The 14,761-nt window shown below is 75.5% G+C and carries 7 protein-coding genes; all 7 read right to left on the bottom strand.

Annotated elements, in window-relative coordinates:
• Complete coding sequence (locus ACFYVJ_RS30360; RefSeq protein WP_388898225.1) at window positions 1-996, bottom strand: FkbM family methyltransferase; 996 nt, start codon at window positions 994-996, stop codon at window positions 1-3.
• A 7-nt stretch (window positions 997-1,003) separates the two neighbouring features.
• The gene (locus tag ACFYVJ_RS30355) at window positions 1,004-2,953 is read right to left on the bottom strand and encodes a stealth family protein (RefSeq protein ID WP_388898222.1); all 1,950 of its coding nucleotides are present in this window, start codon (window positions 2,951-2,953) and stop codon (window positions 1,004-1,006) included.
• A gap of 200 nt (window positions 2,954-3,153) precedes the next feature.
• Entirely contained in the window at window positions 3,154-5,451 is a 2,298-nt protein-coding gene (locus tag ACFYVJ_RS30350) for a CDP-glycerol glycerophosphotransferase family protein (RefSeq protein WP_388898294.1), read from the bottom strand.
• A gap of 250 nt (window positions 5,452-5,701) precedes the next feature.
• Entirely contained in the window at window positions 5,702-6,625 is a 924-nt protein-coding gene (locus ACFYVJ_RS30345) for a carbohydrate ABC transporter permease (RefSeq protein ID WP_388898219.1), read from the bottom strand.
• Window positions 6,622-8,019: an ABC transporter permease subunit gene (locus ACFYVJ_RS30340; protein ID WP_388898216.1), complete on the bottom strand. Its 1,398-nt coding sequence runs from the start codon at window positions 8,017-8,019 to the stop codon at window positions 6,622-6,624. The genes ACFYVJ_RS30345 and ACFYVJ_RS30340 overlap by 4 nt, the downstream gene beginning before the upstream one ends.
• 22 nt (window positions 8,020-8,041) lie before the next feature.
• Window positions 8,042-9,421 carry an ABC transporter substrate-binding protein gene (locus ACFYVJ_RS30335; protein ID WP_388898213.1) on the bottom strand — a complete coding sequence of 460 codons (1,380 nt, stop codon included), beginning with the start codon at window positions 9,419-9,421 and terminating at the stop codon, window positions 8,042-8,044.
• Window positions 9,422-9,947: 526 nt separating this feature from the next.
• Entirely contained in the window at window positions 9,948-14,291 is a 4,344-nt protein-coding gene (locus ACFYVJ_RS30330) for an FHA domain-containing protein (protein WP_388898291.1), read from the bottom strand.
• Window positions 14,292-14,761: the final 470 nt, after the last annotated feature.

Below are 14,761 nucleotides of genomic sequence, written 5' to 3'. Positions count from 1 at the left end.
TCACCGGCCCGCCGCCTGCCGCCACATCCGCGGCAGCCGCGCCTCCAGCCCCCGCCGCGGCCGGGGCGGCGCCCCCGGCGCACCGTGCGGCGCGTTCCACCCCCGCGGGAACGGCTCACCCGGCGGCACGAGCAGGTTCTCCTCCTTGCCGCACGCCAGCACCGCCCGCAGCCACGCGCGCTGCGCCGCGTAGAACTCGTCCGTCAGCGGCTCGGGTGCGAACAGCCAGTCGCGGCACTGGCCCTGGACGTGCGGCGCGTAGCTCTTCGCGTCGTGCGCGCGCCACGGCGTCTCGGGGTGGATGAGGTGCAGCCCGTACCCCAGCTCCGCCAGTGGCGACAGCGCCGCCGCCATCGCCGCCGCGTCCGTGCTCGGCAGGACCTCGCAGACGATCCACGGGCGGTGCTCGCGCAGCACCCCGGCCGCGCCCGCGAGGACTTCGGGCTCGTGCGTCTCGACGTCGATCTTGATGAGGTGGGGCGCGTGCCCGTGTCGCTCCGCGAAGTCGTCGACCGTGCCGACCGGCACCCGTACCGACTCCGTGTGCGCGCGGTGCGCGGCGTTGAGGGAGTTGGAGCTCTCAGCCTTCAGTGACAGGAACAGCTCCGCCGTGCGGCTGCGGTCCGACAGCGCCATCTGCCGTACGTCGAAGCCCAGTCCGTTGCCGTCGCGCAGGCCGCGGCACAGCTCCGCCGTGCGCGGGGTCGGCTCGAAGGCGACCGTCTGCAGCCGCTTGGCGCCGTGGACGAGGTCGACGAGGGCCGCGTACAGCCCGATGTGCGCGCCGATGTCGTACACGGCCGTGTGCGGGGGCGCGTACTGCGCGACGGTCAGCAGCGTCGCCTGCGTCAGCGGCTCGTACCCCGCGAGGCCCGCGCGGCGCAGTTGGCGCTGGACCGCGGTCTCCTTCCGGCTGAGCACGTTCAGCGCGCGGGGGTACGCGCCGGTGCCGGGCGGCGCGGCCGGATCGACCGGGGTGCGGACGGCCAGGGGCATGACCTGCTCACCTCTCCAACGGGCTCGGGCCGGGCCGCGAGCGCGTGAACGGGATCTCGAACGGGCTGGGGTCGGGGAAGTACGCGTCGAGGAAGGGGCGGACCAGCTCCACCTGCCGGGCCAGGTCGCCCGCGCCGGAGAGCGTGTCGTTGAGGCAGAAGACGTTCCGGTCGCGGCGGCGAAGCAGCCGCTGGAGGCGGGCGGCGAGATCCGGGTGGGCGAGGTCGAAGTAGTCGTACGGGATCTGCCCGGGCACCGCGCGGCCCGTGAACGCCGCGTAGTAGTGGTGGAACGCGGACGGGATGCTCAGGTCCGTGGCGCTGCGGAAGCGGCTCGCCGCGGTCTGCCGGTGCCGTTCGGGGAAGCGCTCCTCGATCTCGGCGAGGGTGCTGCGCCGCAGGGCGTGCGGCGTGTGCTTCATCTTCTGCGTGATGTACGTGCCGAACCTCTGCTGGAGGAGCGCCCTGTTGTTCTTTCCCGCGACCGACACCGGCACGTCGCCCGCGTCCGGCGGTCCGGAGGGCAGCAGCGCGCGGGAGGGGAAGTAGCGGGTGATGCCGCTGGGGAGGAAGAACCGGTCGGGCAGCAGCGGGGCGCCGAGGAAGACGTCGTCGTTGAAGTAGAGGAAGTGTTCCGCCAGGCCGTCGATGTGGTGCAACTGGCTCTCGATGGCGTGCGAGTTGAACGTCGGCAGGACGCCGGGGTCGGTGAAGATGTCGCGGTGGTCGACGACCGTCAGGTGGGGGTGTGCGGTGTCGAGCCAGTCCGGGGCCTGGTCGTCGGTGACGAGGTAGACGTGCCGGATCCAGGGGGCGTACAGGTGCAGTGAACGGAGCGAGTAGCGCAGCTCGTCGCGGTTGAGGTAGCGGGCGTCGTTCGCGGCCTCGGCGTGGTACGGGACACCGCCCGCGGCAGCGCGGCGGCGGCGCCAGGCGGGGTCGTCCCCGTCGACCCAGGTGTAGACGGCGTCGACGGGGAAGGGGAGGTCATCGGGGAGCGGGACCGTCAGCTCGGGGCGGGTGCGGACGTCGGGGACGGTGCCGAGGGAGCCGGGGAGCACGAAGCGGGTGAAGAGGTGCCCGGGCGCGGTCACATAGGTGCCGTCGTGCGGTACGGACTCGACGACGCGGTTGAAGCGGGGCGCCACCAGCCGGCTGCCGCCCGCGCCCTGGGCGCCGGGTTCGCCCTCCTCGTACGGTTCCTCCGCCCAGAACTCCACGTCGCAGCCGTAGCCGGCGCCCAGCAGGGTGTGCCCGCCGCGATCGGCGTAGTAGCAGGCGAACCGGACGACGGCCGCCCCGGCGAGCGCCTCCCAGGCGGCGGGGTCGCCGGCGGGACGTACCCGGCGCTCGGGGCGCTTGCGGCGGTCGGGGAGGCAGACGTAGCCGGGGTACGCGGCGCACAGGGCGGTGAGCGCGGCGACGGCGCGGGCGCGGGCGGCAGCGGGGACGGCGACGGCGGTGGAGACGCTGCCGTAGCCGCGGACGGCGAAGTACTCGACGCCGGCGGCGTCGAGGGCGCCGGTGACCAGGCGCAGGTTCTCGTTGCGGGCGTGCAGCGGGGTGGGGGAGCCGACCACGACGGCGAGCCGCGTCTGGCCGCGGTAGTGGACGACCCGGCGGTCGGCGCGGCCGAGTTGGCCGGTGGCGCGCAGGGCGCGCAGCACCGAGCGCTGCCCCGGCTCGGGGACCCGCCGGGAGACGGCGCCGAGCGCGCGCTGCACCCGGTGCCGGGCGGCGGGGCCGGCGACGGCGACGACGAGCCGGCGCACGCGCCGCGGCACCGCGCGCCGGTAGCGGGCCACGAGCCACGGCTGCCCGGGCTTCACGCCGTTGGCGTCCGCGGCGTAAGCGGGGTAGGGGCCGGGCCGCACGGGATCGGGGCGGGGGCGGCCGACTCCGGTGGCGGGGGGCGCCGTCGGCGGGGTGGCGGGTCGCTCGCTGCGGGTCTGTGTCATCCGTACCTCCGGCTTCCGTGTGTCGGGCCTGCGTGCGTCGGGTGAGCGTGCGTCCCGTGCGCGTGCGCCGGTTGTGCCTGCGTCCGGCCTGGGTGTCCGCGGTGTGCGTGCCTGCGCCGTCCGTACGGCCGGCTGCCGCGCCCTTCGTACGACCGGGGTCCCGCGCCCCCGTCTCCGTACGCTCCGCTGCCTCACCTCCGTCATTCGCTGCGCACCACCGCACTCCCCGCCGGCCGCGGCAGCACCCCCGGAACGCCCCGCGCCGCACCCCCGGGCCCCCGCACCGGCGGGCGCCCCGCCTCGCCCAGGAACACGTGCCGCACCACGCGCTCCGCGGCGTGCCCGTCGTCGTACGGGCAGAACCGGCGCCGGAACGCCGCGAGCTGCGCCGCGGCGGCGGGGGCGGTGTGGGCGCCGGTGGCGAAGGTGTCGGCGATCTCGCCGGCGGTGCGGCAGACGCGGCCGGGCGGCTCGGCGGTGAGGTCGAAGTACGTGCCGCGCGCGAGCCGGTACGCCTCCCAGTCGGCGGCGTGGATCACGATGGGGCGGCCGAGCAGGGCGTAGTCGAACATCACGGACGAGTAGTCCGTGAGCAGCGCGTCGGAGGCGAGGCACAGCTCGGTGAGCGAGGGGTGCGCGGTGACGTCGAGGACGCCGGCGGGCGGGGCGCCGGCCGGCGCGGCGTCGTGGAAGTAGTGCGCGCGGGCCAGCAGCACGACGTGCGCGCCGCGTTCGCGCAGCGCCCGCGCGAGGGCGCCGAGGTCGAGCGCGGGTACGTGTCCCGGCAGGTAGTCGCGGTGGGTGGGGGCGTAGAGGACGGCGGTGGCGCCCTCGGGGATGCCGAGCCGGGCGCGCAGCCCGGCGCGCGCGGAGGGCGCGAGGGGCGGCCCGGCGAGTGCGTCGTTGCGCGGGTAGCCGTACTCCAGGGTGGTGTGCTCGGCCGGGTAGGCGCGGCTCCACGCCAGCGTGGAGTGGCGGTTGGCGGAGAGGCTGTAGTCCCACCGGTCGACGCGGGTCATGAGGGCGGCGAAGTCCATGCCCGCCGCGCCCGCGGGGTGGTCGGCGAGGTCCAGGCCCATCTTCTTCAGCGGGGTGCCGTGGTGGGTCTGCACGTGGATCTGGCCGCTCCGCTTCACCACGTACTGCGGGAAGTTGACGTTGTTGACGAGGTACGTGGCGCGCGCCAGGGCGCGGTGGCACGCGCGCGAGCCGGGGCGCAGCACCCGTACGCCGGGCGGCACCGTGTGCGTGTACGCGGGGCGGGCGATCCAGGCGGTGGTGAGGCCGGGGACCAGCTCGCGGGCCCTGGCTTCGAGGGCGGCGGGGTTGCAGGAGTAGCCGCGGTACCAGTACGCGGCGAAGACCGCCAGGTGCGGGTCGAGGGGCAGGCGGAGCTGGAGGCGGTAGTAGAGCAGGCCGCAGCCGGCGCGGGCGCGGCGGGCGGCGCGGGCGGCGAGGTCGCGGGTACGGGAGAGGAGCCGGCCGGTGGCGCCGAGCAGTTGGAACGCGCGCCGGGTGCCTAGCCGCACGAGGAGATGCCGCGTCCTGGCCCGTACGCCGTGCCCGGCCCGTACGGCAACGGCGTCACCCCGGGCCCGTGCACCGTCCCCGGAGCCGGCGGCAGCGCCATACCGCACGTACAGCGCCCGCGCCCGGCGGAAGAACTCCGCCCGCTTGTGCCGCGGCACCCGCTCGCTCTTGTTGAAGATCGTCGTCAGGTGGTCCACCATCCGCACGAACAGCACCGGCCGCCACCGCTCCAGCCGCCGCGCGGCGAGGAACGCGAACACCCGGTCGTACTGCTCGAAGACGTCGAGGTGCTGCTCCCCCGGCGTGCCGAGGATGTTGCCGGACCGCCGCTGCCGGTAGTGCACGCACACCCGGTCCAGCACCGCGATCCGCTCCGCCGACAGCAGCGCGGGGTACGTCCACGGGGTGTCCTCGTAGTACCCGGGCGGGAAGCTGAGGCCCTGCGCGGCGACGAAGTCCCGCCGGTACGCCTTGTTCCACACCACCATCAGCAGCCGCAGCAGCTCCGGCCGCTCCGCCAGCCGGAAGACCTGCGGCTCGCGCTCGGCGAGCAGCTCGGCACGGACGTTGCGGGCGCGCCGGCCGTCCCAGTAGGTGCGCGCGTAGTCGTAGACGAGGACATCGGGGTCCGCGGTGGCGGCGAGCCGGTCGGCGATCGCCTGGAGCGCGCCGGGGACGAGGGTGTCGTCGCCGTCGAGGAAGAGGACGTAGTCGCCGGTGGCGCGCTCCAGTCCGGCGTTGCGGGCGCGGCCGAGGCCCACGTTGGCGCTCAGGTGGACGGCGGTCAGCCGCGGGTCGCGGGCCGCCGCGGCGTCGATGATCTCGCCGCAGAAGTCGGGGGAGCGGTCGTCGACCGCGATGACCTCCAGGTCCGTGAAGGACTGCGTGAGCACGGACTCCAGGCACTCGTCGAGGTATGCCTGGACCCTGTACGCGGGGACGATGACGCTGAACCGGGGCACGGACACATCCCTGGGCGGGCGGCGGCGGAAGGACAGTCCGCTGGTCGGAATGTCCTTATTTCTGGTATCCGCCACCGTAACGGCGGCCCCACGCACTCAGCCGTACGACAGTACGGCCGCCCGGGTGATCCACCCGGACGGCCGTATCGCCTCGCCGCGCTCGCCCCGGCGCCTACGCGCTGCGCCCCGGCGCCTACGCGCTGCGCCCCGGCGCCTACGCGCTGCGCCCCGGCGCCTACGCGCTGCGCCCCGGCGCCTACTTCACCGCGCCCGCCATCACACCGGACACGAACTGCCGCTGGAAGGCGAAGAAGACGACCAGCGGGATGATCATCGAGATGAACGCGCCGGACGCGATCAGCTCGATGTTGCTGTCGAACTGCCGCGTCTGCTGCTGCACCGCCACCGTCAGCGGCGGCTTGCCCGGGTCGGCGAAGACCAGGGCCACCAGCATGTCGTTCCACACCCACAGGAACTGGAAGATGCTCAGCGCCGCGATCGCGGGCCCGCCCAGCGGCATCACGACGCGGAAGAACAGCCGCACCTCGCTCGCCCCGTCGATCCGCGCCGCCTCCAGCAGCTCCCGCGGGATCTCCGCGAAGAAGTTCCGCAACAGGAAGATGGCGAACGGCAACCCGAACGCGACATGGAAGAGCACCACACCCGTGATCGTGTGGAACAGGTTCAGATCCCGGTACAGCGACGCGATCGGGATCAGCGCCACCTGCACCGGCACCACCAGCAGGCCCACCACCGCGAGGAACACCCAGTCCCGGCCGGGGAAGTCCATCCACGCGAAGGCGTAGCCCGCCAGCGCGCCGATGACCACCACCAGCAGCGTGGACGGCACGGTGATCCAGATCGTCGTCGGCAGCGCGCCCATCACGTCTTCGTTGCCGAAGAGCGCGTCGTACGTGTCCGTGGTGAGCTGCCCCGGATCGCCGAAGACCTTCCACCAGCCGGTCGTCGCGATGTCCGCGGGATCCCGGAACGACGAGATCAGCAGCCCCACCGTCGGGGTCAGCCACAGGAACGCCACGATCACCAGGAACGCCCGGACCGCGCCGCCGCCCGCGTACCGGCCGATGCGGGCGGCGAGCGACTCCTTCGCCGGCGCCTCGGCCTCCGCCTTCTGCGGTTCCGGCTTCGGTGCGGTCTCCGCCGCTGCTGCGGTGGTCATCGGCCGGACTCCTTTCGCAGGCGGCGGATATTGAAGATCATCACGGGGATGACGAGGAGCAGCAGCACGACGGAGATCGCGCTGCCCACGCCCAGATCGGGCTCGGTGCCCGCGAACGCCTGCTGGAACAGCTCGACGGCCAGCACGTTGCCGTCCTCGAGCCGGGCGCTGGGCACGATGATGTAGACGAGGTCGAAGATCTTCAGCACGTTGATCATCAACGTGACGAGCACGACGGCGAGCACCGGTGCCAGCACCGGCACCGTGATCCGCCGGAACACCTGCCACTCGTTCGCGCCGTCGACCCGCGCCGCCTCCATCAGCTCCCGCGGCACCGACGCCAGACCCGCGGCGATCAGCACCATCGCGAACCCGGCCCACATCCACACGTACGCCGCGATCACCGCCGGCGTCACCAGCGACGGGCCGAGCCAGTCGACGCCGCCGTACGCCTCCGCGAAGTTCGAGGAGGGCAGCCGCAACTGGGCGCCGTCGGCCGCGGCCGGCAGCGTGAACGTACCGTCGGACGCCGTCGTGGCCGAGGCGACGACCTTGCCGTCCTTGACCGCCTCGACCTTGATGCCCTTCAGCGCCTTCTCACCGCTGTCGACGACGTCGGGCTCGCCGCCGCCCGGCTTGAAGTCCAGCCACACCGTGCCGCTCACGCCGTCGCCGGCGGCCTGCGGCTTCGCCGCCGGCTGCTCGCCGGCCGCGTCCTGCGGCTTCACGGCGACCAGCGGCAGCAGGGCGGTCTGCCCGGCGCTGACGGTCGCCTCGCTGGTGAAGGGGCCCTTGTCGGGACCCTTCAGATCGGCGTTGGGGCGCGGGCGGGCGCCCGGCCAGGGCGCGGGGTCGCTGAACGTGTCGTGGATCGTCGTCCACGCCGCGTTCGCGGCGCCGCGCTCCGGCTCGTTCTGGTAGACGAGGCTGAAGATGACGCCCGCAGCCAGCATCGAGATCGCCATCGGCATGAAGACGACCATCTTGAACGCCGTGCCCCACCGCACCTTCTCGGTGAGGACGGCGAAGATCAGCCCCAGCGCCGTGCAGACCGCGGGCGCGACGAGCACCCAGATCAGGTTGTTGCGCAGCGCGGTGCGGATGCGGTCGTCGCTGAACAGCTCGGTGTAGTTGTCCAGGCCGATGAATTCGTCGCCGGTGACGTCGAAGAGGCTGCGGTAGACCGAGTACACGATCGGATACAGCACCAGGGTGGCGAGCAGGACCACGGCGGGCAGCAGGAACGCCACCGTGATCCAGCTCCTGGTCCGTACCACCGACCTCGGCGGCTTGCTCTGCTTCTGCTCTTGCGAGCTTGGTGACGTGCTGACCGGCGGGGCGAGGGGGGAGGGTGCGGCGGAGTCCGCCGCACCCCCCGCCGACGAGGTCGACATCAGGGTCTCCCTGCTCCGTCCGTCAGCTCTTGTAGGCCGCGGCCGCGGCCTTCTCGAGGTCCTGCTGCGCGCCCTCGACGTCCTTCGGATCGGCCAGGAAGTCCTGCAGCGCCTTCCACTCGCCCTTGCCCGCGGTGCCGCCGAAGTCGGCGGGCGCCTGGTCGGACATGTCGAAGCGGAAGTCGTCCCCGGCGTCGACGAGCGCCTGCGCGATCTCACGCTGCACGTCGTTCGGGTACGCGGCCATGTCCATGTTCATGTTCGGCGAGACGAAGCCGCCGGGCGCCGCCCACGCCTCCGCCGCCTCGGTGGACGACAGGTACGTCAGCAGGGCCTGCGCGCCCTTGGAGCCGGTCAGCGTCACGGCCGCGTCGCCGCCGGTGACGACCGGCTTGTCCGGGCCGACCGCCGGGAACGGGAAGATCTTCGCGTCCTCGCCGACCTTCGCGTCGGTCTCGTTGACGAACGCGCCGACGAAGTCGGCCTCGAAGACCATCGCGGCCTTCGGGTTGTCCAGGTCGGCGAAGGGTGCGATCGCCGAGTCCGGGAACGCCATCTTCGTCGCCTTCTTCTGACCGCCAGCGATCAGCGTGTCGTCGCCGAACAGCTCGCCGAGGGTGGTCAGCGCGTCCTTCACCGACGGGTCGGTCCACGGGATCTCGTGCGCCGCGAGCTGGTCGTACTTCTCCGGACCCGCCTGGGAGAGGTAGATGTTCTCGAACCAGTCGGTCAGCGTCCAGCCGTCCGCGCCGCCGATCGCCACCGGCGGCACGCCGGAGTCGGAGACGAGCTGCGCGGTGTCCATGAAGCCCTGCCAGTCCTCCGGCTCCTGGGCGCCCGCGTTCTCGAAGGCCGTGGTGTTGTACCAGACCAGCGACTTGTTGGCCGCCTTGCAGTACACGCCGTACTGCTCGCCGTCCACCGCGCCCAGGTCCTGCCAGCCCTGCGAGAAGTTCTTGCCCAGCTCCTTCTTCGCGGCGGCGTTCAGGGGCTTCGCCCAGCCCTCCTTGACGAACTCCTGCAACACGCCCACCTGCGGCGCGAACACGACGTCCGGCGGCTTGCCGCCCGCGACCTGGGTTCGGACGAAGGAGGCGACGTTGTCGCCGGTGGGCACGTACTCCACCGTGGCGCCGGTCTGCTCCTCGAAGCCGTCGATGACCTTCTCGAAGTTCTTCTGCTCAGGACCCGTCCACACGGCGCCGACGCGCAGGGACTCGCCGTCCAACTTCGGCAGCGTGACGCCGGCGCCGGACTTGTCCGCCTTGCCGCCGTCTCCGCCGTTGTCGTCACCGTCGTCGCCGCACCCGGCGGCTGTCACGGCGAGGGCGCCGGCGGCGACGATCGCCACCGCGGCCCGCACGACTCTTACCTGCTGCAGTGTATGCAGCGAACTGCGCATCCCAGCCTCCCCAGGAACGCGGGGCTGATGGGGTTGTCCCGTACCGGCACAAACCTGCCCCGCGAGGCCTGTGCCGTTTTACCGGTGCGAAATGCTGTGGGGTATGTCCTACGCCCGGACCGGCGGCCCCGCAATAGTGCCTCGTACGCAAACCCCGTCAGCGGCCGTTTCGTGATCCGTCCGTGACAGGGCAGCGTTCGGAACCTGAAGGCGGGCCGTGGCGGGCCGGAGGCCGGAGAAGACGCAAAAACCGCTGGTGGGAGGCGACTTGAGGAGAAGTGAGTGCGGTCGTGGGGCGTGGGTGCAGAGTTCGGCCGTTGGAAGGAGGGTGATTGCGGTGGATTGACGGCAGAGACGTGCGGGCTGGCAGATTGTTGCTGAGGGGACGGGTGGGGCGGATGGTGCGAGTGGGACGTTGAGGGCAGGGGCGTGCGAGGGCGGGCACACGCGGAAGCGTGCGAGAGACGTACGTGCCGGCCGCGCGGCCGTGGGGCGAAGGCGCGGGCCGGCCGGGGCGGAGCCGGGGCTACGCGGACGGGGTGCGGGTGTCGTCCTGCGGGGCGGCGGAGGTGCCCGCGGCGCGCTGGAGGGCGCTGGCGAGCAGGGCCAGGTCCGTGGGCCCGTTCCCGAGCTCGCGCAGCGGGCGGCTCGTCGGGGGTGAGCCCATGCGGGCCCACTCCAGCGGCACGACGGTGGGCCGTGCGGTCGCGGTACGGGGGATCCGGCCGGTGACCCTCGCCGCCTGGAACGGCACGGGCTCCGCCCCGGCGGCGCACAACAGCCCGCGCCCGGGTGGCACATCGTCGCCGCCGAGCACGACGTGGTGCGCGGCGCCGGAGACGGCGGCGGTGGCGGCGGTCGCCTCGGGCTGCGCGGAGGCGGTGACGAGGTGCATGCCGAGCGGGCCGCCGTCACGGGCGATGGCCTCGACGACGCGGACGACGGACCCGGCGGCGGGCCGCGCGGGGCTGCCGAGCCCGGGGGCCACGAGGGCGTCGTAGTCGTCGACGACCACCACGACGACGGGCGGCGCGGCCCGCCGCCCGGCGGGCGCGTGGGCCGCGGCGGGGGCCTGGGCGGCGTACTGCGGCGCGGTGCCGCGGTGCTGGGACGCGCCGGGCGCCGAGGTGCCGTGCGGCGGTGTGGCGCCCGGGCGCTGCTGCGGTGCGGGCGTCCGGGTGCCGTGGGGCGGGGTCGCACCGCGGCCGCCGGGGGCGCCTTCCGTGCCCGTATCCGCACCCGCTCCGGCCCCGGGCCGTGCCTCTGCTTCCGCGCCCGTGCCGGATGGGGCCCGTGCTCCCGCTCCCGGCGCCTCCTCCGCGGCCGGTCTCGGGCGCAGCCGCAGCGTGTTGCTCTGCGCGGCCTGTATGTCCGCCGCGCCGCCCGGGCGCTGCTCGCCCGCCGCGCGGGGGCCGGGGATCGCCGGGCCCTGCGGGGCCGGGTCGCCCCCCGGCGCGTACCGCGCGGCCCTGCGCTTGAACTCCGCCCCCAGCTCCTGCGCGAACTCCCGCATCCGCACCGGGTCGGACGCCACCAGATACCCCGAGACGTGCGGCAGGTCCGCCGCCGCGCCCAGCGCGTCGCCACGCTCCCGGCCCGCGCCGTCGACCAGCACCAACTGCAGCCGCTCCGGCGGCTCCCCGGCCGCCAGCGCCGCCGCGAACGAGCGCAGCAGCTCCGACTTGCCGCCGCGCGCGGCCCCTTCGACCGCCAGCGGCCCGGCGCCGAGGTCGGCCATGAGCCGCCCGGCGGGGCCGGCGCCGAGCACCGCGCCCACGCGCGGGGCGCCCGAACGGGACTCCAGCCAGCGGGCGGTGAGCGCGGTGGGGGTCGCGCGGGCGAGGTCCAGCTCGTCCAGGAGGCGGACGGCACCGGGGAGGGCGCCCCGGCGGGCGGGGTGGACGCCGTCCGCGTCGTCCCGCTCGCCGTACGGGGCCAGCGCGCGGGCCAGCCGCTCCGCCCACGCGGCCGACACCGCGTCGACCGTCCCGGCCGGTCCCGCGGCCGTGGGGCCGGAGGCGGCGGCCTCGAACCAGCCGCCGGCCGCGGCGGGTTCGGCAGGCGCCGGGTAGCCGTCGCCGCCGAGGCGGGCGCGGCCGGTGCCGTACGCGGTCGCGGGGGAGGAGCCGTCCGACGGGTCGTCGTGGGCGGCGTCGTACGGATCGGCCGCCGGCGGCTCCGCGGGCCCCGGCGGCTCCGCCGCGGCCCGGGGGGCGCCGGGCTCCGCAGCGGCGCCGTCCTGTGCCGCCGCCGCGGGGCGCTGGAGGAGCCGCAGGCTGGTGGCCACGTCGCCGCTGAGCAGCCCGACCGCGCCGCAGGCGGCGAAGCCGGGCGCCGCGCTGCCGGCCGCCGCGTACGTCGCGGTCAACGGCGAGGCGGGGGTGGCGGGTGCGGTCTCGGCGAGGCAGACGAGGTGCACGCCCGCGGCGGGGCCGCGCTCGGCGAGCCGGGCGACGGCGTCGCGGACGGCGGCCGTCCCCGGATCGCCGTCGACGACGACCACGCTGCGCGTCCCCGGCACCGGCTGCTCGAGACGCCGCTGCAACTCGCCCACGCGCGCGGCGGCCTGCTCCCGGTCGTACGCGAGCAGCAGCCGGCAGTCCTGGCCCTGCCGCGGCCGTACGTGGGGGAGCCAGCCGGCCCACGACCAGTCCTCGACGCGCGACTCCTGCGGCCGGGTCGGGTCGGCGGCGATCAGCACCAGCTCCAGCACGTCGGGCCCGTGCAGCGCGGCGAGTTGGGCGACGACGGAACGGGCGAGCCCGGCGAGCCGCGCGCGCGGCCCGGCGAGCGCGAGCGACCCGGCTTGCCGCAGGTCGACGGTGAGCGGCGCGGTGCCGCCGCCGGGGCGGAACTCGGTCCCCAGCCGGACGACGAGCGCGTCGGCGTGCGCACTCCCGCGCCGGAACACCAACTCCCGCCCACCGGCGGCGCCGGGGCGTGCGGAGTCGCTTGCGGTGGCGCCGGGTTGGGCCGGGATGCCTGCGGTGACGTCGTGGTGTGCCGGGGCGCCTGGGGCAGCGCCGGGGTACGAGGAGCCGCCGGGGTCGTCCGGGGCGTAGAGGAAGCCGGGCCGGTACGCGGCTTCGCCGGCCAGGGCCGCGAGCAGGACGGTGGCGGTGTCCGGGTAGCGCTCGTGCAGGTCGGTGGTCCCGCCGGGTCCGGCCGCGGTACGGGCCGTGGCCGGGGCGACGGCCGCCGGCTCCGCGGCCTCCTCCCGGCCGCCGAGCCGCCGGGCCCACGCCCGGATCCCGCGCCGCGGCGGCTGCGGTACGGATGCCGCTCCCGCCGTCCCGCCGCGGGACCGCAGCTCCGGCGGCACGACCGTGCCCCGCGTCGGCGTACCGCTCCTGCGCGGTGCGGCGTCGCCCGGCGCGCGCGCCCCTTCGGCGGCGCGCCCGCGCGCCCGCGCGGCGTGTGCCGCGCTACGGGCTTCGCCGGCGCCCGGCGCGCCCGGGCCGGCGTCCGCGCGCCCGCCGCCGTACCCGGGTGCCGCACCCGGGCCGGAGGCGGCATGTCCGTCGTCGTCTCCGGCGCCCGGTCCGGTCCGTTCGGGGGAGGCGTGCCCGGGGCCCGCCTCCGGGGGGCCGTTCCGGTCGGAGGCGGCGTGGCGCTCCGGGTATCCGGGGTCCGTGCCCCGTCCGCTCCGGCCGGGGGTCTCGTGTCCGTCGCCGTACGGGGAGCCGTGTGCGCCTCGCGCGTCGCCGCCCCCGTCCCCGCGGACCGCCTCGGAGTCCGTCAGGCCGTGCACCCCGTCCGCACCGGCGTGCGTGTGGTCCGCGTCCGCGGCGCCGTACCCGGCGGCCGCGGCGGTGCCCTGTCGCCCGCCTCCGCGCCGCCCCGGGCGTCCGCCGCCGGACTCGCCGCCGCGGGCGGGGCCCGCGCCTCCCGGCGCCTTGCCGGACCGGGCGCCGCCGGCACCCGGGCGTCCGCCGTGGTCCGCGTCTGCGTCCGCGCCGTCCCGGGCCGCGTCCCGCGCACCGCCGTCCGCGGCGTACGCGCCTCCGCCCCCGTACGCCGGACCCGCCTCGGCACCCCGGTGCCCGGCGCCGCGCGCCCGGTCCGCCCCGCCGTCTCCGTACTCCGGGCCGCCGCCCGCCGGCCAGCCGCTGCCCAGCCCCGCCGTCGTCGTGCCCTCGTCCTGCGGCCGGCGCTGCTCGGGCACCCGGCTGTGCTCCGCCGACCCGGACGCCGCCTCGGTCCCGGGCTCCGCCCTGCCCGCGCCCGTACGCCCGGACCCGGAACCCGGGCCCGCCGTGATCCGCAGCGCCGACTCCCCGACCCGCAGCACCGCGTCCGCGCGCAGCGGCACCGGAGTCGTGCCCACCGCCACCCCGTCGATCGTCGTGCCGTTCGTGGAGCCCAGGTCCGCCACCGTGACGCCGCCGTCCGCCGCGACCGTCAGCGCGCAGTGGAGCCGCGAGACGTCCGGGTCGTCCAGCGGGACGTCGGCCTCGGCCGATCTGCCGATCCGGATCTGGCCGCCGTGCAGCAGGTGGACGCCGCCCGCGTCGGGGCCCGCGACCACGCGCAGGCTGGTGACCGCCGCCGCGTCGGCCGCCGGGGGCTGGCCGTGGCCCGGGTCCGCGGGGCCGCCGAGGCTCAGGACCGCGCCGTCGACCAGCGGGGGTTCGCCGAGGAGGACGCGGTCCGGGTCCAGGAGCCGCTGCCCCGCGTAGACCGCGACGCCCGCGCCGCCTCCCGTGCCGCCCGCGGTGCCCCCGCCGCCGCTTGCGGCGGCCGCGGCGGCGTCGAGGAGGCCGCCCGCCACGGCTCCCAGTGTCGTGCCGGCAGGTGCGGTGACGATCACGTCGCGACCGCGGGCGGCGGCGCCGCCGCGCGCCGCCTGGACGGTCAGCCGGATCTGCATGCCGGTCACCGCTCCCTTCCCTGGGCAGGCCGATTCGAGGGCCGCCGTCATATTCCCATCTCCCACCGACAGCCCGCTGGGAGACCGGCGTTGGCGGATCTTGTATGGCCGCTTCCTGCCCTGACTCCGACTCAAAAGTTGCCCTTACCGACCATTGTTGACGCCTTCGTCAGCCCTACGGGGCAACCAACGACCGGGTCGCTGACGTCCTTACGTCGCACAGGCGTCACGGAACGACCGCGGACGGGCGGTACCGCGGTACGGCACGGGTGAGACGGCGCCGCGCACGGGCACGGCGTACACGGGGGTACGGGGACGGGCACGGCGACCCGGGCAGGCGGCGGGCGAGTGCGCGGCACAAAACAGGAGGCGCCTTCCGGAAAACCGGTGGCCAGGGGCGGACCGGGAAGCCGGACCCCGGGTCCCGCCTCACCCCGGCGGGCGCCGCGGTGACGCCACTAGAGTGGTGC

This window comes from Streptomyces sp. NPDC004134 (assembly GCF_042874195.1).
Lineage (GTDB): Bacteria > Actinomycetota > Actinomycetes > Streptomycetales > Streptomycetaceae > Streptomyces.
The sequence above is the reverse complement of the archived record's forward strand: the minus strand, read 5'-3'. Positions and strand labels throughout refer to the sequence as shown.

Excerpts from the sequence above, each read along its gene's own strand:
- ACFYVJ_RS30360 (WP_388898225.1), bottom strand. The coding sequence starts at position 996 with ATGCCCCTGGCCGTCCGCACCCCGGTCGATCCGGCCGCGCCGCCCGGC.
- ACFYVJ_RS30355 (WP_388898222.1), bottom strand. The coding sequence starts at position 2,953 with ATGACACAGACCCGCAGCGAGCGACCCGCCACCCCGCCGACGGCGCCC.
- ACFYVJ_RS30345 (WP_388898219.1), bottom strand. The coding sequence starts at position 6,625 with ATGACCACCGCAGCAGCGGCGGAGACCGCACCGAAGCCGGAACCGCAG.
- ACFYVJ_RS30340 (WP_388898216.1), bottom strand. The coding sequence starts at position 8,019 with ATGTCGACCTCGTCGGCGGGGGGTGCGGCGGACTCCGCCGCACCCTCC.
- ACFYVJ_RS30335 (WP_388898213.1), bottom strand. The coding sequence starts at position 9,421 with ATGCGCAGTTCGCTGCATACACTGCAGCAGGTAAGAGTCGTGCGGGCC.
- ACFYVJ_RS30330 (WP_388898291.1), bottom strand. The coding sequence starts at position 14,291 with ATGCAGATCCGGCTGACCGTCCAGGCGGCGCGCGGCGGCGCCGCCGCC.